Source organism: Pseudoalteromonas sp. NZS71, assembly GCF_015864715.1.
GTDB lineage: Bacteria > Pseudomonadota > Gammaproteobacteria > Enterobacterales > Alteromonadaceae > Pseudoalteromonas > Pseudoalteromonas arctica.
This window is the reverse complement of record NZ_JADYWS010000003.1, coordinates 24,721-48,227: the sequence shown is the minus strand read 5'-3', so window position 1 is coordinate 48,227 and position 23,507 is coordinate 24,721. Positions and strand designations below refer to the sequence as shown.

General features: G+C 39.5%; 20 protein-coding genes. 6 read left to right on the top strand and 14 right to left on the bottom strand.

Annotated features, from left to right (window positions below; translation table 11 throughout):
* The first annotated feature begins 348 nt into the window (after nt 1-348).
* Together I6E85_RS02510 and I6E85_RS02505 are read left to right on the top strand one after the other, a co-directional pair.
* Nucleotides 349-1,515, top strand: a complete 1,167-nt coding sequence (locus I6E85_RS02510) for a nucleotide sugar dehydrogenase (protein ID WP_197236531.1) — start codon at nt 349-351, stop codon at nt 1,513-1,515.
* A 484-nt stretch (nt 1,516-1,999) separates the two neighbouring features.
* Nucleotides 2,000-3,004: an NAD-dependent epimerase gene (locus I6E85_RS02505; protein ID WP_197236530.1), complete on the top strand. Its 1,005-nt coding sequence runs from the start codon at nt 2,000-2,002 to the stop codon at nt 3,002-3,004.
* A 284-nt stretch (nt 3,005-3,288) separates the two neighbouring features.
* Here the strand turns inward: I6E85_RS02505 and I6E85_RS02500 are convergent, their stop codons facing one another.
* From I6E85_RS02500 to lptD, 9 genes are all read right to left on the bottom strand, one after another.
* Entirely contained in the window at nt 3,289-4,731 is a 1,443-nt protein-coding gene (locus tag I6E85_RS02500) for a capsule assembly Wzi family protein (protein WP_197236529.1), read from the bottom strand.
* A gap of 310 nt (nt 4,732-5,041) precedes the next feature.
* Complete coding sequence (locus I6E85_RS02495; protein ID WP_076923743.1) at nt 5,042-5,494, bottom strand: transposase; 453 nt, start codon at nt 5,492-5,494, stop codon at nt 5,042-5,044.
* Nucleotides 5,495-5,792: 298 nt separating this feature from the next.
* Entirely contained in the window at nt 5,793-7,808 is a 2,016-nt protein-coding gene (locus I6E85_RS02490) for a methyl-accepting chemotaxis protein (protein ID WP_197236528.1), read from the bottom strand.
* A gap of 137 nt (nt 7,809-7,945) precedes the next feature.
* Nucleotides 7,946-8,764, bottom strand: a complete 819-nt coding sequence (locus tag I6E85_RS02485; protein ID WP_197236527.1) for a symmetrical bis(5'-nucleosyl)-tetraphosphatase — start codon at nt 8,762-8,764, stop codon at nt 7,946-7,948.
* A gap of 8 nt (nt 8,765-8,772) precedes the next feature.
* Nucleotides 8,773-9,162, bottom strand: a complete 390-nt coding sequence (apaG, locus tag I6E85_RS02480) for a Co2+/Mg2+ efflux protein ApaG (protein WP_007585091.1) — start codon at nt 9,160-9,162, stop codon at nt 8,773-8,775.
* On the bottom strand, nt 9,146-9,952 hold the full coding sequence (gene rsmA, locus I6E85_RS02475) for a 16S rRNA (adenine(1518)-N(6)/adenine(1519)-N(6))-dimethyltransferase RsmA (RefSeq protein ID WP_002960838.1): 807 nt from the start codon (nt 9,950-9,952) through the stop codon (nt 9,146-9,148). The genes apaG and rsmA overlap by 17 nt, the downstream gene beginning before the upstream one ends.
* The gene (pdxA, locus tag I6E85_RS02470; RefSeq protein ID WP_024600312.1) at nt 9,949-10,941 is read right to left on the bottom strand and encodes a 4-hydroxythreonine-4-phosphate dehydrogenase PdxA; all 993 of its coding nucleotides are present in this window, start codon (nt 10,939-10,941) and stop codon (nt 9,949-9,951) included. Before pdxA ends, rsmA begins: the two co-directional genes overlap by 4 nt.
* A 2-nt stretch (nt 10,942-10,943) precedes the next feature.
* Nucleotides 10,944-12,239: a peptidylprolyl isomerase SurA gene (gene surA, locus I6E85_RS02465; protein ID WP_024600313.1), complete on the bottom strand. Its 1,296-nt coding sequence runs from the start codon at nt 12,237-12,239 to the stop codon at nt 10,944-10,946.
* A 30-nt stretch (nt 12,240-12,269) separates the two neighbouring features.
* Nucleotides 12,270-14,522: an LPS assembly protein LptD gene (gene lptD / locus I6E85_RS02460; protein ID WP_197236526.1), complete on the bottom strand. Its 2,253-nt coding sequence runs from the start codon at nt 14,520-14,522 to the stop codon at nt 12,270-12,272.
* A gap of 111 nt (nt 14,523-14,633) precedes the next feature.
* Between lptD and I6E85_RS02455 the strand changes: the two genes are divergently transcribed.
* From I6E85_RS02455 to djlA, 3 genes are read left to right on the top strand one after another with little or no spacing between them, the layout of a single operon-like run.
* Nucleotides 14,634-15,635 (top strand): aminoglycoside phosphotransferase family protein, encoded by a 1,002-nt coding sequence (locus I6E85_RS02455; protein WP_197236525.1) that lies wholly within the window; start codon nt 14,634-14,636, stop codon nt 15,633-15,635.
* Nucleotides 15,632-16,288 carry an N-acetylmuramate alpha-1-phosphate uridylyltransferase MurU gene (gene murU, locus I6E85_RS02450; protein WP_197236524.1) on the top strand — a complete coding sequence of 219 codons (657 nt, stop codon included), beginning with the start codon at nt 15,632-15,634 and terminating at the stop codon, nt 16,286-16,288. The genes I6E85_RS02455 and murU overlap by 4 nt, the downstream gene beginning before the upstream one ends.
* A gap of 32 nt (nt 16,289-16,320) precedes the next feature.
* Nucleotides 16,321-17,187, top strand: a complete 867-nt coding sequence (gene djlA / locus I6E85_RS02445; RefSeq protein WP_024600316.1) for a co-chaperone DjlA — start codon at nt 16,321-16,323, stop codon at nt 17,185-17,187.
* Here djlA and I6E85_RS02440 read toward each other — a convergent pair.
* From I6E85_RS02440 to rsuA, 3 genes are all read right to left on the bottom strand, one after another.
* Nucleotides 17,170-18,120 carry a DUF3530 family protein gene (locus I6E85_RS02440; protein WP_197236523.1) on the bottom strand — a complete coding sequence of 317 codons (951 nt, stop codon included), beginning with the start codon at nt 18,118-18,120 and terminating at the stop codon, nt 17,170-17,172. The genes djlA and I6E85_RS02440 overlap by 18 nt on opposite strands.
* A gap of 81 nt (nt 18,121-18,201) precedes the next feature.
* The gene (gene rluA, locus I6E85_RS02435) at nt 18,202-18,855 is read right to left on the bottom strand and encodes a bifunctional tRNA pseudouridine(32) synthase/23S rRNA pseudouridine(746) synthase RluA (RefSeq protein WP_170071657.1); all 654 of its coding nucleotides are present in this window, start codon (nt 18,853-18,855) and stop codon (nt 18,202-18,204) included.
* 386 nt (nt 18,856-19,241) lie between these two features.
* On the bottom strand, nt 19,242-19,940 hold the full coding sequence (rsuA, locus tag I6E85_RS02430; RefSeq protein WP_197236522.1) for a 16S rRNA pseudouridine(516) synthase RsuA: 699 nt from the start codon (nt 19,938-19,940) through the stop codon (nt 19,242-19,244).
* 59 nt (nt 19,941-19,999) lie between these two features.
* Here rsuA and zapE point away from each other — a divergent pair, with 59 nt between their 5' ends.
* Nucleotides 20,000-21,109: a cell division protein ZapE gene (gene zapE / locus I6E85_RS02425; RefSeq protein ID WP_197236521.1), complete on the top strand. Its 1,110-nt coding sequence runs from the start codon at nt 20,000-20,002 to the stop codon at nt 21,107-21,109.
* 294 nt (nt 21,110-21,403) lie between these two features.
* On the opposite strand, the gene I6E85_RS02420 is transcribed toward zapE, so the two are convergent.
* Both I6E85_RS02420 and I6E85_RS02415 read right to left on the bottom strand, forming a co-directional pair.
* The gene (locus tag I6E85_RS02420; RefSeq protein WP_197236598.1) at nt 21,404-22,831 is read right to left on the bottom strand and encodes a tetratricopeptide repeat protein; all 1,428 of its coding nucleotides are present in this window, start codon (nt 22,829-22,831) and stop codon (nt 21,404-21,406) included.
* Nucleotides 22,832-22,850: 19 nt separating this feature from the next.
* Nucleotides 22,851-23,507, bottom strand: coding sequence for an energy transducer TonB (locus I6E85_RS02415; RefSeq protein ID WP_024600322.1), 657 nt, complete (start codon nt 23,505-23,507; stop codon nt 22,851-22,853).

Sequence of the window (23,507 nt, the reverse complement as noted above, 5' to 3'; positions counted from 1 at the left end):
ACTTCATGAGGAATGGCTTTGTTTTTCACTTTGACTAATTTAGGTGCTTTTACAGCCTCTTATATTTAGACCGATATTTATAAAATTTTGAAGTTGGTAACTTGTTTTTCCTACAAAACACGTCAATAAATAAGCTACTAGTTTGTTACTGCCCAATCAATTTTTGCCAGTCATTAAGGGGTCTTTGTGTGCATAATACCTACAGTAAAAAACTGAGAGCATTTTCACTTGATTGAATTCACTCTGCTAGGTGTGGTTGCTCGGATGTTTACGAAAATAATAAACTTTTCGTTTTCTCTGCTCCCTCTGGTAAAATAATAAAAATATTTTTAAATATAAAGGATTAATATGAAAATTGCTGTGGTCGGTACAGGCTATGTAGGCCTTTCTAACGCTATGTTGCTAGCACAACACAATGAAGTGGTCGCATTAGATATAGACGAACACAAAATAGCACTGTTGAATGATAAAAAATCACCAATTGTTGATACCGAAATTAGTGAATTTTTAACACGTAGTGACTTAAACTTTACAGCAACTACCGACAAAGTAGCAGCGTACAAAAACGCTGATTTTGTAATTATTGCTACACCCACTGATTACGATGTAGAAAACAATTACTTTAATACAAGTTCTGTAGAAGCGGTAATTAAAGATGCGATAGCGCATAACCCAAATGCAGTTATGGTTATTAAGTCGACTATACCCGTTGGTTTTACGCAAGGTATTAAAGAGACGTTAGGCGTTAGTAACTTAATATTTTCGCCAGAGTTTTTACGTGAAGGTAAAGCACTACACGATAACCTATACCCATCGCGTATTGTTGTTGGTGAGCAAAGTGAGCGCGCGAGTGTATTTGCAAGCTTACTTAAGCAAGGCGCTATCAAAGAAGATATTGAAGTACTGTTTACTGACTCAACTGAAGCCGAAGCTATTAAGTTGTTCTCAAACACTTATTTAGCAATGCGTGTAGCTTACTTTAATGAGCTTGACAGCTACGCTGAAACGCATGGCTTAAACTCTAAGCAAATTATACAGGGCGTTAGCTTAGACCCTCGCATAGGTGATCATTACAATAATCCATCGTTTGGATATGGCGGCTACTGTTTACCAAAAGACACTAAGCAATTACGTGCAAATTATGCAAATGTACCAAACAACATTATTGGTGCGATTGTTGATGCTAATACTACACGTAAAGACTTTATTGCCGACTCAATAATAAAGCGTAGCCCTAAAGTGGTTGGTGTATATCGTTTAGTAATGAAAACAGGGTCTGATAACTTTAGAGCCTCTGCTATACAAGGCATAATGAAGCGTATTAAAGCGAAAGGTATTGAGGTTGTAGTTTACGAACCCGTGCTTGAAGAAAGTGAGTTTTATCATTCTCGTGTCATTAAAGACTTAAATGAGTTTAAGCAAATATCTGATGTTGTTGTATCTAACCGTATGGTTGAAGAGCTCAGTGATATTGCTGACAAAGTTTATACTCGCGATTTGTTTGGTAGTGATTAATAAACAAAGTTTAAAGACTAAAAGTTAAAGGTTACAGGTTAAAGGCTAAAGGCTAAAGGCTAAAGGCTAAAGGCTAAAGGCTAAAGGCTAAAGGTTAAAGGCTTATAGTTGAAATTAGTGTTTTTTGTGCGTGAGCAAGCTTCACGCCTACAACTCAGCCGTATAATTGCGATGTTATTGTTGTAGGCACCTTACTTGCTGGCTCGTTTAGGCTTTTTTCGTGCGTGCGCAAACTTTACGCCTACGACTCAGCCGTATAATTGCGATGTTATTGTTGTAGGCGCCTTGCTTGCTGGCGCGTTAGCAAATAAGCATAGCTTTAAAAAGTTAAAGGCATTGAGGTAAAAGTACGGACCTGAATAGAAGAGTCTAGGCAGTTATCAAAAATGATATCTGCCTTAATGAAAACTATTGAAACTTGGGATTAGGCTTTTAGTCTTCAACTTTCAACTTTCAACTTTATCAGCTTAAAGATTAGGAAATTATGAAATATTTAGTAACGGGTGCTGCTGGTTTTATTGGCGCGGCAACATGCCAAAAATTATTAGCGGCTGGCCATGTAGTAGTCGGTATTGATAACCTTAACGATTATTACGATGTAAATTTAAAACTAGCTCGTTTAGCGCAGTTTGAAAGCCATGAAGCGTTTACATTTATTAAGCTTGATATAAGTGAACGCCCAGCAATGAGCGAGTTATTTAAAACACAGCAGTTTGATAAAGTAATACATTTAGCGGCGCAAGCCGGTGTTAGGTATTCAATAGAAAACCCTGATGCTTATGCAGACTCTAATTTAGTAGGGCACTTAAATGTGCTTGAAGGGTGTCGTAATAATAAAGTTAAACACTTGGTTTATGCTTCATCTAGCTCTGTATATGGCTTAAACGAAAAAACACCGTTTGAAACAACCGACAGTGTCGATCACCCAGTGTCGTTTTATGCTGCAACTAAAAAAGCGAATGAACTAATGGCGCATAGCTATTCTCATTTATATAGCCTACCTACAACAGGCTTACGCTTTTTTACCGTTTATGGCCCATGGGGTCGCCCAGATATGGCACCGTATATTTTTACTAAAAAAATACTTGCCGGCGACACTATTGATATAAATAACAACGGCGATATGTGGCGTGACTTTACTTACATAGATGACATTGTAGAAGGTGTTGTTCATGCTGCCGATGTTATACCTGTTGCAAGCCCAGATTGGAAAGTTGAAACAGGTTCACCAGCTTCTAGCTCTGCTCCGTATGCGGTTTATAATATTGGCCACGGTAGCCCAATAAACCTAATGAAGTTTATTGAAGCCATTGAAGCTGAACTAGGTACTGAAGCTAAAAAGAACTTCCGTGAAATGCAAGCTGGCGATGTTTATAAAACTTATGCTGATACTACAGATTTATTTAATGCAACAGGCTATAAAGCGCAAGTTGGTGTTAAGCAAGGCGTGAGTGAGCTTATTAAGTGGTATAAAGACTTTTATAAATAAAGGTTACAATTTGTAAGTCATTTAAAACACTGTTTTAAATTTAAGACAGTGCTTTTTTTTGCTTTTAATAAAGTTAATTTAGATGAGCGCGAAGTAAATTTGCGCCTACAGGGTGGCATATGTTGTAGGTGAGGTTTTATACCTCGCTTTTGATAAAGTTAGGTTAGATGAGCGCGAAATAAATTCGCACCTACAGGGGGGATATATTGTAGGTGAGGTTTTATACCTCGCTTTTGATAAAGTTAGGTTAGATGAGCGCGAAGTAAATTCGCACCTACAGGGTGTTAAAAGTTTGCAAATACACCTAACCTAGCAAACGTTTCCCCGTATACATCCTTTCCTTGATACAGCTCAGCACCCCAACTTTTAGCACCCATTATTGGTTTGCTTAATTTCCGCGTATAGGCTGTTTGTAACTCATAACTTGTTTTATAACCATCACGTTTATTTTCAAGCATACGAATAGTGGTATTTAAGCTTTCTATTTTACTTAATTGCCAATGCCAGTTTACGCTCATAGATTTAGCAGGAGTGTAGTCGGTGTAGTCGTGTTCATCACCCGCCCAGTGGCCAATTACATTGCCAGAATTACGGTTACCATCTTTATATATACTATTTGCATACCAGCTCTTTTGCCAGTTACTGTGCTCAAAACGTAAGCTGTGGTTGTTAGCAATAAAAGGTAAATAAACACCAAAGCTATATGCATTATTGCGAGAGCCACCTAATGTGTCTTCAAGTGCTACTTCACCATATAACTCATAAGGAAGCGCGTATATACTGTTATTATATGCAAATGTTATAGAGCCTAGTTGATCCCCAAGCTCAAAGTCTGCATCAACTTCATCCGCATCTGAGCGAGTTATATTATCTTTGCTCCCTGGAGTAAAAAAACCTTCAGCAAAGTCTTTTAAAGTAACTGTTCGAGGGCCGCCACCAAACTGCATTAAGCGGCTTAAGCCTATTGTTAAATTATCGGTTGCAGCAAAACTAGTGTGCAAGCCAAATAAATATGGCTTACCTGGTTTGTACTCACGAATAACACCTGTCTGCTTAGTGCTTTCAAGAATCCCACGTTGCTCTGTCATTTTACTAATAAACATATCGTAACGAATATTAAAGCTGGTTATTGGTTCTACATTACTAAGCGTTATAGAGGGGGTTGTTTTAGCGTGTGTGCTTAATAGCATGGCACTGTCGTTAAAAGGTGAGTACCAATGTTCTCGGTAACCTATATCTAGCTGCGCGTACTTATTACCAAGGTAAAAAAAGCTTTGTGTAGGTAATATTTCGTCTTCGTTGGCTATGCCAGCAACACTTACACCAAAATAACGCCCGAAGTTAGCATAAGCACCACCTTCAACAATTAAGTTGGTTTTAGTAGTTTGGCCGCGTTGGTTAGGCAGTGTTTTATCTTTTGTGCCTGCAGCAAGTGTTACTTTTGCAAATGTACCTGCATCGCTTTGAATGTAAGGGCTAAGTTGGTACGAAAGTGTTTGATATAGTTCTGGGTAAGTATGCCTTACTGTTTGCAGCACTCTATAAATATCGTGAGCTTTATAAGGCTTACTCATAATATGTGTATTTTTACTTACAGCTAAAAGTCGTTGTACTTGGTGCTCAAGTTCTGGGGCTTGATTTAAAGGTAAATAAGGTGATACGCCACCTTTAGCAACAGCATTTGCACTGATTGCCATCCCGATAAACAGTGATATTTTTTTGAGCATAATTATTCCGTTAGCAAAAATTTGTTTAAGTAAAAACGTTAACGCGAGGTTAGCAATAAACGCCTAAGTAAGGAAGAAAAAGCGATATTTTAGTGGTTAGTAATTGGTGTGTGTAAGTTGTAGGGAGTTTTTATATCCGACTTTGGTAAAGTTAAATTACATAAGCGCGAAGTAAATTCGCACCTACAGGGTACATATATCGTAGGTGAGGTTTTATACCTCGCTTTGGTAAAGTTAAGTTAGATGAGCGCGAAGTAAATTCGCACCTACATGGTGTGTATATTGTAGGTGAGGTTTTATACCTCGCTTTTTATTTTATATAAATACAATCCCAGTAAGGGTATGAAGCAATTTTATCGACAATTTTAGCCCGCAAAGGATTAGCAATAATATATCTAGCATTGTTCAGTAAATCGTTTTCATTTTTAATCATGTGATCATAGTAGTTACGTTGCCATAATTTATACATACCTAAATCGTCACGGGTTACTTTAGAACAACGGCCTTTAAATAACTTAATTACATCGGACAGCGTTTTTTTATTTCCTAATTGAATTAGCCAATGTATATGATTTGGCATAATTACAAATGCTATTGTTTTAGCTGCTTCTTGCGTTTCTATCTTTTTCATTTCTGTGATTATCAAACGATTAATATCCATAGAAATAAATATGTTTTCTCTTTTGTGCGCCACTAGTGTGATTGAGTAAAATCGATTTGTTAATGATACTCTGCCTTTTCGCAATAAATCTGAACGATACATTTTTCAGGCCTTCAGTACTTTTGTTTAAAGGTAGCAGAGGTTTCAAAATAAGAGAGCGCGAAGTAAAGTTAAGTTAGATGAGCGCGAAGTAAATTCGCATCAATAGGGTGTGTGTATTGTAGGTGAGGTTTTATACCTCGCTTTTTATAAAGTTAAGTTAGATAAGCGCGTAGTAAATTCGCATCGATAGGGTGTGTATGTTGTGGGTAAAGTTTTACATCTCACTTTCAAAGTCATGATAAACAAAAACCCCGATGGAACATAGTACCATCGGGGTTTTTTAATCGTTTTAGTAAACCTAAACTTTAAATTCGTCTACCGATAAGCGAAGCTCTTCGGCAAGTTTTGCTACTTCTGAACTTGAGATATTAGTTTGGTTTGCGCCTTCGGCTGTTTGCTCTGCGATGGCTACAATCGACTCAAGGCGTTCGCTAATTTCTTGTGCTACTTGTTGTTGCTCAAGTGCTGCGGTCGAAATTTCTTCACTTACATCGTGGGCTTGCGAAACCGCAAATGTAATAGAATCAAGTGCGCTACTTGCTAGGTCGGTTTGCTCAACACACGATACGGCACGTTGCTTACCTTTACTCATTGCCGTTACTGCAGCTTCTGCGCCTGTTTGTAGCGATTCAATCATTGATTGTATCTCTTGGGTCGACTCTTGAGTTTTACTCGCTAAAGAGCGTACTTCGTCAGCTACAACCGCAAAGCCTCGGCCATATTCACCAGCACGTGCAGCTTCAATTGCAGCATTTAGTGCAAGTAGGTTAGTTTGATCCGCTATTCCGCGTATTACATCTAATATGCTGCCTATTGATGCGCTATCTTGATGTAGTTTATTAATTACTTGTGAGGCGTCGTCTACTTCACGTGCTAATTGCTCAATCGTTGCTTTGTTGTTATTCGAAATACCTTTAACGCGTTCAGCTTCTTTATCCGCATTTTTAATTTCGCTAAGTGCTTGTTGAGCGCTATTGCTAACCGTTTGCGATGTACTGCTCATTTCGGTTGTTGCGGTTGCGGCTTGTTCAACTTGTGCTTGCTGGTTACGAATTGCTTGGCTTGATTCTGAGGTAATGGCCGATGTTTGCTCTGATGCTGCTGCAAGTTGAGTGGAACGAGAAATAATACCTTTAATTAGGCTGCGTAGGCTGTCAATTAGCGTGTTACAACTTTTAGATAGTTCGCCAAATTCGTCTTTAGCGCTGTCATCTAAGCGTTGTGTCATGTCGCCACTGGCAACAATATCTAAAATTCGGTTAACTTCAGCAAGTGGTTTAGTAATGCGGCTAACAGTAATAATAGCAATCGCTACAGCTAAAAGGGTGGCTATAATCATACCAACCCACGTCCATAAGTTTGCTGAGTCTACGTCGCTGCGCACGCCTTGCTGTAATTTAAACGCAACATCACTTGCTTGATTAACTAACTCATCAATTTGGTTAAGTGCCATTTTGGTGGCTTGCTCTGACTGGGCAAGCTCTGATTGCGTAAGCGTAATCGAATCAATTAATCGTTTTTTGTTTGCAGCTAAACCGCTGCTACCTTTTATGTTGTTTTCTAAAGTATCAACATACTCTTTTAAGCTTGAATATAAATCGCTATGAGTTTGCTCAATCGCAGGTTTAATTAATGCAATAGTACGCGTTACTTCTTCTAGGTAATAGGTTTGCTCGTTTTTAACAATATCGAGAGTATTAAGCGTTTTAACGGTTAGCATATCAGTGCTGTTGCTTACCACCGACATAAAGTTGTTTTCTAAATTGTTTGCAGCTTGATAAGCGCGAGGGTGGTTTTGTTCAAATCCGTCAATGTCGGTAATATCGAGTACAACAGAGTTAGCATCTTCTGCACTTAGTTCTATACTTTCTAATTGTGCTTTTAATGTTTTATTTAATGCTAGCTGTTTGCTTTTATCTTCTAATAAGTTTTCAACGGTGCTTAAAAAGCTTAAGTAGGTTTTTTCTACGTTTTGGCTACTTTGATTAAGCGTTGCATCATTTTTTACTACGTCTTGAAGTTCACGGTGCAGCGTGTTGAATAATTGTTTTTGCTCAAGGACCTGTGCTTTTATTGGCGCAAGCTCATTGGCAGAGGTAGTGTAAAAGCTAGCTTGAGCGGCTTTACTCATTAAAATAAATTCGGCTTGTAGCTCAGAGCTTTTATTTAATGCAGGGAGTGATAGTTGGTTCACTTTTTGAGTGGAACGGTCAATATTTGCAATTTTTATTAAGGAGTTACCACCAATTATTAATAATAATAGTGTGATAAATATAAAACCACCCCAAATACGCTGGCTTACTGTCAGGTTCATAAGATTTCCACTCAAAAAGTACTTCAATTAAGACTTATCGGCGTTTGTACCAATAAGTTAAGTAATTAAAATCAATTACTTTAATTAATTTTAACTATTAATTGATAAATCTAACAGATGTATTGTTTTTTTTCAGTTTATTTAGACGAAAGGTGGGATTTTTCTGTAATTAACTTTTTATTATTAAGCTGCATTAACGTCATGGTGTTACCCCATACACAGCCTGTATCTAACGCATGCATCCGTGGATTACCCGTTTTACCTTCAAGTGCTGCCCAGTGGCCAAAAATAATATCGTGTTTAGATTTAGCTATATTGGGGTGGTTAAACCAAGGAGTGAGAGTTTCGCTGTCGGTTATTGCACCCTTTGCATTAAGCTCGAGTGTGTTATCACTTGTTAAAAAACGCATACGGGTAAAGTAATTAACTATGTATCTAAACTTTGCAAAGTCATCAAGGGTATTCGACCACTTAGCGGGGTGAGGCTGATACATGTGTTCAAAAAACGCTTTTGCGTTATTTGATTGATAACAGCTTTGTGCAAATTGCGCGTGTTTTAGTGCATTTTCAATAGACCAATCGGGATTTAACCCCGCATGAGATATAAAGCAGTTATGTTTTATAAGCTCTAAAGCCAATGGCTGGGTTTGTAAAAAAGCGATGTAATGCGCTAATTTTGGGCTTTCAAATATTGGGTTTAGTTTATCTTTTGGATTGGTAGGTTTGTTAAGAAAGTAGCAGGCAACCATGTGGAGGTCGTGATTGCCTAAAGTGATGGTCATGCTATTTTGATGTTGGTAAATATAGTCTAAGCAGGCTAGAGAGTCTAGCCCGCGGGCAACGATGTCGCCAACTAAATAAAGGTGATCTTTGCTTGGGTTAAAATCAACCCGTTGCAAAAGGGTGCTAAATTCACTAAAGCACCCTTGTAAATCACCTATCGCATAATCTGCCATCTAAGTGCTTAATGTAAAATGTTAGGGCAAGCCAAACGAAACACATTAATAGGCGCCTGAAACTCAGAGCCAAATTCGTTGCGTAACGTGTAGTGGCCTTGCATTGTGCCCACAGGTGTATCTAAAATTGCACCGCTGGTGTATTTATAGCTTTCGCCTGGGCCAATGTCTGGCATTTCGCCAACAACGCCTTCACCTTCTACTACTACTTCTTTGCCATTGGCATCGGTAATTAACCAATAGCGGCTTAGTAATTTTGCACTGCATAAACTATGGTTTTTAATTGTTACCGAGTAAGCAAATACGTATTTTTCAAGCTCAGGTTGAGATTGACCCTCTACGTAAAATGTTTCTACAGATACCTTTACAGGCGATCCAATATTACTGCTTGTTGTCATAAATCCAGTTAGCTATATCAATAAATTGTTGTAAAGATAAGCGCTCAGCACGCAGCGTTATATCAATGCCAATGCTAGTAAGCTCTTCTGCAGTTAGTAAATTACCTAAACTGTTACGCAGTGTTTTACGGCGTTGATTAAAGGCTTCTAAACACACTGTGTTTAATATTTTAACGCTTTTTGCTGTACGTTGCTCTGGCTTTTTAGGTATTAAACGTATAACCGCAGAGTCAACTTTTGGCGCTGGCTTAAAGCACTCAGGTGGTACTTCAACAACCGGCATTGCATTACAGTAGTATTGAGTCATTACGCTTAAACGGCCAAATGTTTTACTACCTGGGCCTGCTACCATGCGTTTTACTACTTCTTTTTGAAGCATAAAGTGCATGTGCTCAATATGATCTGAAAATTCAAAAAGATGAAACAATAACGGTGTCGAAATATTGTAAGGTAAGTTACCAAACACTTTCAATTTTTTGTCATCGCGAACCAAGCTTGCAAAGTCAAACGTCATTGCATCGCCTTGGTTAACGGTTAATTTAGGACCCAAAAATGGATGTTCAATTAATCGTTGTGCTAAATCTTTATCTAATTCAACAACCGTTAAATGGCCACTCAAATCAGCTACTGGCTCAGTAATTGCGCCAAGGCCGGGGCCAATTTCTACTAAGTTGTCTTCTGGTTTAGGATCAATCGCAGAGACTATTTTATCGATAATAGATTCATCAAATAAAAAGTTTTGCCCAAAACGCTTACGAGCGCGGTGTCCTAAATGTACTTTATCGGTCATTGATTTTGTGCTTTTTCTTGGGCGAGCTTAATTGCTTCGCGGATCGCTAATTCAAAACTGCCAACGTCAGCTGTACCAGTTCCTGCTAAATCGAGTGCAGTACCGTGGTCAACTGATGTGCGGATAAATGGTAAGCCAAGGGTAATATTTACCGATTTACCAAATCCCTTGTATTTTAGCACAGGTAATCCCTGATCGTGATACATAGCAAGCACTGCATCTGCTTCAGATAGGTATTTATCTTGAAATAAAGTATCGGCCGGTAGTGGGCCAATTAAATTCATACCTTCGCTTCTAAGTATCTCAAGCGTTGGTGTGATTGTTTCTATTTCTTCACGGCCTAAATGGCCATCTTCACCGGCATGCGGATTTAAGCCACACACTAAAATACGTGGTTTTTCTATACCAAACTTAGTTTGTAAGTCGTGATTTAAAATACCCGCTACTTTAGTTAAGCGCTCTGGTGTGATTGCACGCGATACATATGCAAGTGGAATATGAGTGGTTACAAGTGCAACTCGTAAGCCCTCTGTTGCAAGCATCATAACTACATCAGCAGTATTTGACTGCTGTGCAAAATACTCAGTGTGCCCGCTAAATGAAATACCCGCTTTATTAATTATGCCTTTGTGAACAGGGCCCGTAACAACAGCATCGAAGGTGCCGTCCATGTTTTTTTCACTTGCTATACGCAAGGTATCTAACACGTATTGGCCGTTACCGTCGTTTAATACGCCAAGTTCTACATCAGTACCTAAATCAACTTGGTGAATATACAGGCTGCCAGCAGGTGCTACGATAGCGGGTGCATTATCATCAAATTCAATTAAGTTTATTGTTAGGCCTAAATGTTTTGCACGCTCTTTTAACAGCTTGCCATCGGCAATTGCTACAAGTTGAGCATCCCACGCTTGCTGAGCAAGCGTGAGTAGCAAATCTGGGCCAATACCGGCAGGTTCACCCGGTGTAATAGCAATTCTTAGGGTCATATTTATTGGTCTATAGGGAAAATTTCAACGTGAGCTTGCTCGCGCATTTCTTGCTGCCAGTTAAAACTTTCTTCCTTAAATTTACGGTTAAACAACATACCGTGAGCACGGTTACGTTTAGCTAGCTCAGTTTTATCAGCTACACGTTTACCAAGTAACTGAACAATATGCCAACCAAACTGTGTTCTAAACGGTTCGCTTATTTCGTCTTGCTTAAGAGAAAGCAGAGTATCTTTAAACGCAGGTACGTAAGTTGTTGGATCAGTCCAATCGTATTCGCCACCTTTAAGTGCAGAACCAGGATCTTCTGAGTACTCTTTAGCTAACTTTCCAAAGTCGGCAGTTCCTGCGCGTAAATCTTTTGCAAAGCCAGCAAGCATAGAGCGTGCTTTTTCTTCACTTAAAATAATCGAAGGTTTAATTAGTATATGGCGTGAACGCACTTCAGTTGTTTCTACAACTTGTAGGCCACGAACATCTTGTACTTTAATGATATGAAAACCAGCACCAGAGCGAAGAGGGCCAACAATAGCGCCTTTCTTTTGGCCTTTTACTGCTTCAGCAAAAAGCGATGGCATTTCGTTAATGCCCATGTAACCAAGCTGTCCACCTTCAAGTGCTTTAGAGCCGCTTGATGATGAAATAGCAATACGCTTAAATTCTTGGCCATCGTTTAATAGCTCAATAACTTTATCTGCGCGTGTTTTTGCGCCAGCAATTTCGTCTGCATTCGCATCGTTAGGGATATCTATTAAAATATGACCAATGTCGTACTCTTCAGCACTTTGGCCTTGGGTTTCCATAATTTTTAAAAGGTTATCAACTTCTTGCTCGCTAATATAAATACGGCGATCGACACTTGCACGTGTTACTTGTTGCGTTGTAATTTCTTTACGAATTTCTTCACGGTAAGCTTGAAAGCTTTCGCCCGAACCTTCAATAGTACGGCGTAAATCGGCAATTGTTCCGCCTTGCTCTTGTGCCATGCTTGCAAGAGTTTGATCGAGTTGACTGTCTGAGATTTGTAACCCCATACGGTCAGCCATTTGTATCATAAGGGCTTGATTTACTAAACGCTCAACGGCTTGTACACGAAGAGTTTCATCTTTTGGTAATTGCTGGTTTTGTTCTTCGGCTTGCTTTTTAACACGATTAATAATGGTGTCTACTTCGCTTTTTAAAATTACGCCTTGGTTTACAACGCCAATAACTTTATCTATTTCTACTGGTGCAGCCATTGCACTTTGACAAAGGCTGGCACTTAAAACTGCTGATGTTAATAATTTTTTTAAATTCATATTCTTTTTACTACTCTTGCTGATAGTACTCTAGTTACTAAGAAAATACGGTCTACGATAGCCAAAAATACCTTGTTGTAATAATTTTTGTGCATCATAACGGCTTTTACTGCCAAGTCCTTTTAATACAAAATTCAAACTAATACCTGAATCAAAAGTTGCTTGTTCTTGGCCTATTGATTGATTTAAATCTGTTTCAATTTGGCGGTGCCCAGTAATTTGGATAGCCCAACAGCATGATTCATACTGTAATCCGCTCAATACTTCGATACTTCTGTTGTTTTCAAGATCTCGATGATAGCTTGCAATAAATTGCCATTCGTCGCTAATAGGAATACTTGTAAATACACCTGCTTGCTCGATTGTATTTCCTGAGACATCATTTGCATAGCGATGGTTCAATTGTACTAGCTGATTATTATCACCTTTATAATCAAGCGTTACATTTGACTGTACCATTTGCTTGCCATCTGTATCGTATTGAATACCTCCAGCGAGGTACCAACGGCGGTGCCAATGTAACATGGTTTGAGCTGCAAATAGTGCATTATAATTAGTGTCTGAGTTCAAGCCTTGCTCTGTTGGCTTGGCATCGTCACTTAAATAAAATATTTGGCCGGCACTAAAGTTAAATACTTCTTCTTGTTTTTTATCAAACAAACGCGTTGTAGCACCTAACGTAAACTGATTCGCAGCTGCTATACGGTCAACACCCGAAAAGCGCACGTCTCTAAATAAACCATAATAATCGTCTTGTAGCTTAGTCGTATCAAATAAGCCAATGTCTGACTGATCTTTATTAGGTGTATATAAATATTGAATTTGCGGCTCTAGCGTTTGTATACCATCTTCAAAAAAGTAAGATGCGTCGCGCTCAAAATTAAGCTGAGAATACAAACGTACTTTAGGAATAGTACGCGATACGGTGTCGCTGTATTGCGTGCCTGTTAAGTTTCCGCTTTGCTTATAATTAGTTTGCAGTAAGCTCACTTCAGATAAAAATGACCACGCATGCGTTGCATAGTTATAGCGTGCTTTAGGCTCTACGTGTACACGAGTTGCGCTGTCTATGGCCACTTCTGATGAATCATTAGTAAAATGGCTAATTTCACCTGACACACTAAAGTCAAAATTATCAAAACGCCATGGAGCAGTTTGCGTAAAATTAACTTGCGGTATAGCAGTGTAAGACTCTAAGTGATCGCCCAGTACTTCAAAGTTTTGTACTTTAATATCAGTGCGCCATGTTTCACCTAAATGAGTAAGTGAACCGGTACGATACAACTGAGTATCGGTTTTACTAGCATAATTTGAGCTTAAATCGGTGATGTAGTTATCATCGCTTACATTGGTTACATCAACGTTTGCGCGCCAGTTTTCACCTAGGTAGCTTTGTTGTTGCCAATGAAACATGTAGCGTTCATTCAAATCTGGCTCAGAATCATCACTATCTAAATATTCAATCCCTACTAAGCCTTCGTGTTGCTCTGTTAGGTATCTAAATTCGGTTTGTAATTGCAGCCCTTTATTAGACATATAACGAGGCGTAATAGTGGCATCAAAATTAGGTGCAATATTTAAATAGTACGGCGTAATTGTTTCAAGGCCGTATTTGTCAGAGCTTGAAATAGTCGGGGTAAGTAAACCCGATTTACGGCGTTCATCCAGCGGGAATGTAAAATAAGGTAAATACAAAACCGGTGTATCGAGAATGCGTAATACGGCGTTATATGTTTCGCCCCAACCTTCTTCGCGCGAAAGGTTTATTTCGTCAGCTTCAATTTCCCACACTGGGGTGTCACTTGGGCAAGTAGTAAAGCTTGCATTCATGAGTAATAGGCCAGACTGATTAACAGTAAGCTTTTCAGCGCCGCCTTTACCTTGTTGTTCGGTTAGGCTGTAGTCGGCGCCTAACAAACTGACTTCTGAATTATTTAAATCGGCATTCAATCCGGTGCTGTTAACTTTGCTTACGTAGTCTTGATAAGTGATTGGCCCCGTTGCATTTAATAAACCACGCTGTTTGTCTATCAACGCAGTTTGTGCGGACAAACTCATCTTAAGGGTGTTAATATCAACATTGCCGGTAAATTCAGCGCTTTGAGTGCCAAGTAGCTCTACATCATCAGCTTGAATATCAACTTCACCAAGGTTAAGGCCTTCAAGTGGTTGCCAAGCTCTGGTTTGCATTGAAATGCCACAAAGGTTGTGTGCCAGTTCAGTTTCGGCAAGCGATGGTGCGCTAACTACGCTTAGCATCAATATGCCCCAGGTTTTGCTCATTTATCGACCTTAATACTGTGTGTTTAATATAATATACACATAATAAAGGAAAATAATGGCAATTACAGTAATTGACCTAATTAACTTAGTGAAAAATAGATATCTTATAAAATGACACGCTTTGAGAATTTACAACAATTTATGAACACACAGCTTAATGCTAAGTCGCATACTTTAAACGCGATCACGGGTGATGCTAGCTTTCGCCGTTATTACCGTTTAAATCACGATAATAAGCATTTAATAGTGATGGACTCAGATCCGCAAAAAGTGAATAACGAACCTTACATTTCGCTAAATCAGGTGTTTGTTGAGCAAGGTTTTTTACTTCCTACTATTATTGCAAGTGATGAAAAGCAGGGCTTTTTTATTCTCAGCGATTTAGGAAGTACGCACCTAGCTGACATGCTTGATGATGCAAACCGCACCGAGCACTATCAAGCACTAATTAGCTTAAGTGCTCAGTGGGCAAAAACGCCGGCAGCTTCTGCTATGCAAGCGTATAACGAAGATTTTATAAAACTAGAACTTGATATATTTAGCCAGTGGTTAGTGAGTGACTTTATTAATGAGTCACTCAGTGCAGAACAAAAAATAATGTGGCAAACAAGTTCAGATCTATTAATAAAGGCCATGCGTGAGCAACCTACTGTTACCGTTCATCGCGATTACCATAGCCGTAATATTATGAACAGTAACGGCCAGTGGGCAATTATAGATTATCAAGATGCTGTACGCGGGCCGCTTTGCTACGATTTAGTCTCGCTACTACGCGATTGCTATTTTAAACTGCCTCAAAAAGAGTTAACAAGCTTGCTTGATTTTGCTTATCAGGAATTTACGGCTCAAAATTTGCTGGCTAATACTTCATTTGATGAGTTTAAATATTGGTTTGATTTAACTGGATTACAGCGCCACTTAAAAGCTGCGGGTATATTTTGTCGATTGTATTTACGCGATGGTAAAACAGGTTATTTAGATAATATTCTACCGACGCTTGATTACATTATTGAAGTAGCGACAAATTACCCAGAGCTTAACGCATTGAGTGAGTGGACAAAAAATACCATTGTGCCCAAAGTAACTGAAAAGTTAGCAAAGGAGCGCTCATGAAAGCGATGATTTTAGCCGCAGGGCGCGGGCAACGTATGATGCCGCTAACGCAAAATATGCCAAAGCCAATGTTAAAAGTGGCAGAAAAACCACTTATTGAGCACCATATAAATAACCTTAAAGCTGCCGGCATTACCGATATTGTAATAAACCTTGCGTGGCAGGGTGATAAAATAAAAGACTACTTTAAAGATGGCAGCCAATTTGGTGCAAATATACTTTATAGCCAAGAAGTTGAAGGTGGCCTTGAAACGGCTGGCGGTATTATTGAAGCGTTACCGCTGTTGGGCGACTCTTTCATTGTAGTAAATGGTGATGTATACACCGATTATGATGTAAGTGCGCTAATGCAACTTCATTTACAGCCCGGTGAGGCGCACATAGTGCTTATAGAAAATCCGCCACATAATCCTAACGGCGACTTTGCATTGAGTCATTTGTCGCCTGATAGCCAAAAATATACATTTTCGGGGATTGGCCGCTATCAGGCTGATTTTTTTAAAGGATTAACGCAAGGTATTCGCCCTCTAGGGCCTATTTTACGTGAAAAGCTAAATGAACATTTAGTCTCAACTGAGCTCTATATAGGGCAGTGGGATGACATTGGTACACCAGAGCGTTTAAACCAATTAAACACGCGCCTTGAGGCGTAATAACTCAATTTTTTAAGAAGGCAGTATTATAGATGTGGGGAAAAATTCTCGGTTTTTGTTTTGGCTTTATGTTTGGCAAAATATTTGGTGCCATTTTAGGTTTATACCTAGGTCATTTATTTGATAAAAGCTTAAAAAATAACTTTGATAAAGCAGGTGGTTTTTCTAGCTTATTTAGTGGTGACGACGTGAATGAGCGCCAAGCTTTATTCTTTTCAAGCTGCTTTGCTGTTATGGGGCATATTGCGAAGTCGAATGGTCGTGTTAGCGAAGTACATATAAAAGCGGCTAACTTGTTTATGGACGAAATGGGCTTAAAGGGCGAAGAACGCCGCGAAGCCCAGCATGCATTTCAGTCAGGTAAAGAGAGCGACTTTTCACTTAAAGAAACAGTACACGATTTTAAAGAACGCTTTGCTAAACGAAACGATCTAATACAGTTGTTTTTAGAAATACAAATTCAAATGGCATTTTCTGACGGGGTATTAGCCGAACAAGAAAAGCAATTACTAGCAGAAGTAAGTAAACAGTTAGGTATTTCTAAAACACGTTTTGCATTTGTATTAAAGCGCTACCAAGCAGAGTTTAACTTTAGAAAGCAACAACAGCAGTTTAATCAGCAGCAACAAAATCAAGGTCAAAGTAGTAGTTACCGTGAAGGTTCTGGGCACCATGTACCGCCAAATAATAACATGAACCGTGCGCAAGCATTGGCGTTATTAGGTTTAAATAGCGATGCAACGCAGCGTGATATAAAAGTAGCGTACCGTAAACTTATGTCGCAACACCACCCTGATAAGTTAGTGTCGCAAGGCCTACCAAAACACATGATGGAACTGGCTGTTAAAAAGAGCCAAGATATTCAAGCTGCTTATGAGTATTTAAAAAAGTCGGCGTAAAAAACCGTCTATTTCTTTTGTTAGGCGTGCGTGTTGATCGGGTTGATCGCGCAGGCCAAACAATTGGCGTTGGCGGTAATCAAATTTTGCATTTCGGTTAACCCAGCGCTGACGACTTTTAAGGCTCATTAAAATATCTGTGCTGTCATTTGCGTAGTAAATATCAAGCAAGGCGGGTGCAACAAGTGATGCCGTTTGGCTCAAGCTTTCGTTACGCTTGGTATTAGGTAGATAACTGCTTAAACTTATAAATGCATCCAGTCTCTCATCAGGAAAATCTGCATAGTACTCCAGCAACACACCCGCACTCGTGCCTTGTGCTATAACCACTATATTACTCGAATCTTCCATAGCTGTTTGATACAGCGCATTAAAACGAGAAATTAGATTTATTTTATAGTTATCAAGTATGTCGTCAGTTACTTTTTCAATTACATTAACGTAATGAGGTTCTTCTTTTACTTTTGCAGGCTGCGATTGGGCGTTTGCTGTTGTGTCGGGTGATGCAGGTTCCTCGGCTTTACTAGGCGCAGCTTCGGTTTCGCTGGGCGTTGTTTTTGCCATTTTACTAGTTTGCCAATCAATGTCGGGCACTGTCATTGCGTAGGTGCTGTAACCTAAATTATTAAGCTCTTTACGCAAGTAACTCATGCCTGAGTTGTTGGTTGGGGTCGAGTGCCAGTCGGGTATAAGTAATACGACTCCTCTAAAATTAGCGCTCATATATTCGCTATAAAGACTTAAAAATTCTGTTTTACCCGCTAATATTGGTTTTATTTCATCGCTTGGAAGAAGTCGCTCAATGTCGCTCTTTTCAATACTTGATAGGCTAGGTGGGGCAATATGTTCCGCCGCGCTGATAGGGTTAGCTAAAAGTAGCGCACAGCTGAGCTGTATATAAAAAGCGCCTTTTAAAAACCGTGAAAATAGCATAACGCACCTAACTAATGACAATTAGTTAGGTATCGGCAAAGTTATCTAAAAGTTTAATAATTTACGAAGTATTTGAGCCAGTTAAAATTCAGGCTCGGCTTCAAAAGTAAGTACTTGCTCAGTGGTTGGGTGCTTCAACTGCAGCATTTGTGCATGTAATTGTAAGCGAGGAGCGGCAGCAAGTGCCTCTTTATGGGCGTAAAGTCTATCACCTAAAATAGGATGACCCAGACTTAACATATGCACACGTAGTTGATGCGAGCGACCAGTGATAGGGGTTAGCTCTACACGGGTTGCATTTTCTTCACGCTCAAGTATTTTAAAATGCGTAAGCGAAGGTTTACCTCTGTCGTGATCAACCATTTGCTTAGGGCGATTAGGCCAATCACAAATAAGGGGTAAATCTACTGATCCTGTTTCAGCTTCAAGTTGTCCGTATACACGTGCTATGTAACGTTTAGCTGTTTCGCGCTCTTGAAACTGCATACTTAAATGTCTGTGCGCGGCTTTATTCATGGCAAGGCACAGTATGCCAGAAGTCGCCATATCTAAGCGGTGCACTATTCTCGCTGTTGGAAAAACACGATTAACGCGATTAATTAAGCTGTCGGCATGTTTAGGATCTTTACCTGGGACAGTTAATAACTCACTTGGCTTATTAACTATAAGTAAGTCGTCATCCTGAAAAAGTATTGTTAAATACGGACTCATAGGGGGATTGTAGTTAACTAACACGGCCGACCTTAGTGATTTTGAAGGGCGCTATTTTAGTGGAGCAAGTTGAAAGGCTCAAGTAAAAGTTTTGCTATATTGTTTTAGTTAGGGCGTGTTGAACGTTGGTGGTTGAATTTGCAGTAGTATGTTTGGTTTTTAGGCAAGGCAGAGCCTATGTAGTGTGGTTATTCCCCATAATTAGGCGATAACGCAGCATAAATGCCAAACATACTCTGCCCTTTGGGTTCTTTCTAGGGACGATTAACTCTTTGTTGCTCGGTTTTTATTTAGCCCACTAGGTTACAAACCTCGCGCCGCGATTTAATAGCCCTTAGATTGAACAAATATCAATCCACAAAGTTCAACACGCCCTAGTATATCCAAACTTAGGCTCCTTTAAAGCGCTTTTATAGTTTGATTTCTTGAGTTGTTAATAGTCGATATTCACCGCTAGCCAAGTTTTCATCTAGGGTAATTCCCGCAATTTGCTCGCGATGCAGCTCAACTACTTTGTTATCTACTGCGTAAAGCATACGTTTAACTTGATGATATTTACCTTCACTTATCGATAAACGCAGTCCGTAATTAGCAAGTCTCTCTGCTATAGCTGGGCGGGTTAAATCTTTTTCGTTATGCAGCATGACACCTGTTCGTAATTGCTCAAGTGCTTCATCGGTAATAGGCTCTTGAGTTTCTACTAGGTAGGTTTTAAATTTATTGCTTTTAGGCGACGTAATTTTATGTGACCAATCGCCATCATTAGTAATAATAACTAACCCTGTGGTGTCTATATCAAGGCGGCCTGCCACGTGAAAGTCACTCATATTTGGCTCATCAAGTAAGTCAAAAACGGTTTTATGTAGCTCGTCACTGTTAGCACATACATAGTCAACAGGTTTATTTAGCATGTAATAGCGTTTACCTAAAAATACCAAAGGCGTACCTTGGTGCAGTACTTCATCTTGCTGGGCTAGCTGAAAATTATGTGATGTGATTACTTCGCCATTAACGCTTACTTCTTTTCGCTTTATACTAGCGCGGGCTTGCGTGCGCGGTATTTCAGCTAAGTGGCTAATAAATTTATCTAAGCGGCAAGGGAATTTCATTTTGGTTCACATTTTTAGTCGGCTACAATGGGCGCGATTATAGCCGATAGTGAAATACCATGACAGTGCACAGCACACAAATTTTAAGCCTTTACCAAGCAAAAATAGACACAGGTGAACTGTGTTTTGATGCTGCGCAGCAAAATGCAGTGGAAGCTTTAAATACGCTAACCGAGCAACTTCAAGCTCACACATCATGGTGGCAAAAAGCGCCCTTAATAAAAGGCGTTTATTTATATGGACCCGTAGGACGAGGTAAGTCTATGTTGATGGATTTATTTTATAAAAACCTACCTATTGAGCAAAAGCAGCGGCTGCATTTTCATCATTTTATAGCGCAAGTGCATGCCCAACTTTCGCAGCTACAAGGTCAAAAAAATCCACTAATCCTAATTGCAAAACAGTGGGCTAAAAACATTCGTGTACTGTGTTTTGACGAGTTTTTTGTGAGCGACATTGGCGATGCTATGATCATGGCGAGATTGTTCAATGCGTTGTTTGAACAAGGTGTTGTGCTGGTGGCCACATCGAACGCAAAGCCAGAGCAGCTTTATTACAACGGCCTGCAACGAGCGCGATTTTTACCTACTATCGATTTAATTAATAGTCACTGCCATATAATTAGCGTGGCGGGGGAGGACGATCACCGTTTTAGATATGGTAAAAACAGTTGTCACTATTTTATTAATTTATCAAATCACGATTTTAAGAATGAGTTTTTAGCTTCTTATGCAGAAGTAACATATAGAAATACAATTAGTGTACATGGCCGCAATTTACCTTATTTATTAAAAGCCGATAACGCCTTGATGATTGATTTTATGGCGCTATGCTCAGGCCCGCGCAGTGCTAACGACTATATGTTTTTAGCAACGCAATTTGATGTGTTATATGTATCGAACGTGCCGCAAATGGGTGTTAAAGCAACGGGTAAAGTTATTGTTCACGGTATAGAAGATAGTTATCAACGCGAAAAACAAACGCTTGATGAGCACACCTTTGACGACGAAGCACGGCGCTTTATTGCATTAGTAGATGAGTTTTACGATTGCCATAAATTGCTGGTGATAAATGCTCAAACCGACATTGAACATTTGTATAAAGGTAAAAAGTTGAGCTTTGAATATGCGCGCACGCAATCGCGAATAGTCGAAATGCAAAATTGGTAACGCTTTAATATATATTGTAGACGAGCTTGCTCACGTTGAAGCGTGAGCTTCTTTTTAGCCTCTTTGTGAATAAATCACTTAAAAACTTATTGCACAAAGAGAAGTAAAAGAGGAGTAAATGAGAAGATATAAAACAATAGTAATTATGTATTTCTACTTCTCTAAAGCGCAGCGCCCTCTAAACCTCTTTGTGAACAAATCACTTAAGATTTTATTGCATATAGAAATTACGAGCTTTGCTCGTCACGCCAGCAAGCGCTGCATCTACAAGTAAATTTAACCACGGCTTTAAACTTATCCTTCTTGGCGCACTATATTCTCAAGGGCGCGAATGTTGGTAATTAAATCCTGGCGCTCCGGGTTTGCTTGTAATGCTTTTCTAAGATGCTTTAGCGCACTCGGGTATTCTTTAGAATCAATCGCTATTTGCGATAACCCAAGCCATGCAGATAGTTGGTAATCAGGTAGGGCTTGTGCACGAACGTACATAAGTTTTGCTTGGGTAAGTTGGCTTTTACTGCGATAAATACTCGCTAAACTAAGTAGGGCATCACCTAAATTCGGGTTTATTTTAAGTGCGTTATTTAAGCTGTTAAGAGCGCGCGTAGTATTACCTTGCTGCATAGCAAGTTGTGCACTGTATACAGAAAATTGAGCTTGTTCATCACGGGGTAGCTGCTTAGTTAATCTTTTTGCGCTGCCTATTAGCTCTTTAGCTAAATTCCATTTTTGCTCCGATACAAGCCAAGCTAGCGTTTGCATCGTGGTATTAATAACCTCAATTTGCTGTTTTTTATTTGCGTGTTTTAAACCTTGCTTTAATAAACTAACAGCGCGTTCAGTGCTGCCTTCACTTAAATGCAACTGGGCTGCTAAAAGCTGGTTGCTGGTATCTTTAGGGTTAAGTTTTAAGGCCACTTCAATAGCAGCAAGCGCCTGATTTTTGTGATCAAGCTGTAATGCTATTTGTGCACGTTGTAGCCAAAGTTCAGCTTTATCAGGGCTTTTATTAAGTAATTCTTTTAATAATGCATTTGCCTGATTTAAATCACCCGATTCAATTAACGCATACAATAGCCCTTGTTGGTATTGGCTTGTTTCAGGCGCTAGCATTAGCGCCTGGCGGTACGCCGCTACTGCGCTCCAAGGTTGGCTGTGCTGCACGTGTATATAAGCAAGTTGCGCATAACTTTGTGCGTCAGCTTGGCCAAGTTCAATACTGTGAACTAGGTGCGTTTGTGCTTTGGCATACTTTGCTTGTTGCATGTATAAAAGGCTTAAACCTTGATGTGCTTTTACTAAATCAGGTGAAGCTTTTAAACACGCTAGGTAAGCTAGTTCAGCGTTATTAAAGTCCTTTGTTGAAAGCAGTACTTGTGCACGTAATAAGTTTAAAGCAGTGCTATCTTGATTTATATCACGGCCTTTAAATAGCGCAGCGACTTCACTGTAATTACCGGCTTGTAATAGTGGTTGCACTTGGCGAGCAAAACCGCGCTCGGTCGGTTCAATAAGAACCTCTGTAGGGCCTAATAATTTATTATTTATAGCTAACTGCCATGTTGGATCGCTAGGCGATAAAGTTACTTTTAGTGGCGCACTTTTTAATGGTGTACTCACGGCGCTTGCATGCACGCTACTTACACCTAATAAAGGGAGTGAGCACATTAAAGTAGTGATAACTGCGCGAGTTAATGGTTTTAGCGTTTTAATTACGTTCATGTTTTTCATTTTAATAGGCTTAAGGTTTAAATTCGATTGGCCAAATAAAGCGAGCGCGTACGGTTTCACCTTCTTTTTTAGGTGCACTAAAGCGGCTTTGTTTAATAATTTTGTCGATAGCTGGTTTAAGTTCAGGGTATGGATTTTGTACTACCTCAATTAAACTTAACTTGCCACTTTCATCAATAAATACATCGAGTTTTACAGTAAATACATCAACACCTCGACGGGTTAAGCTTTTTGGTAAAACGGCCTTAACAGGAGTAAGCAAAGTTGGGAGACCATCGAGTTGATTTAAGCTAAATGCATCCCAATTTACACTCATTGATTGCCATTGTGGCGCGTTTACTTTTACGTTGGGTGTATCGGGTTTTACAATACTTAAATTGCTGGTGATCTTAATTTTTACGGCTTGAATAGACGCGCCTGCACCTTCTACCGATAAGCTTTGCATTGGCTCACTTGTTTGCTGTTGCGATATTGATGGTGGAGGAGGTGGTGGCAGTGCCACCATGGCAATTTCGCGCACAACTACTTTGTCTTTTATATGATGCTCTGCAAGTTGCCCAAGCCATAAAAGCAGTAATGCAGCGCTAAGTACAATTAAGCTAAGGCCAAATGCAAAAAGTGGATGGCGATTGTTTTTTGTTTTTTGAAGCGGGTTAATCGTGTGCAT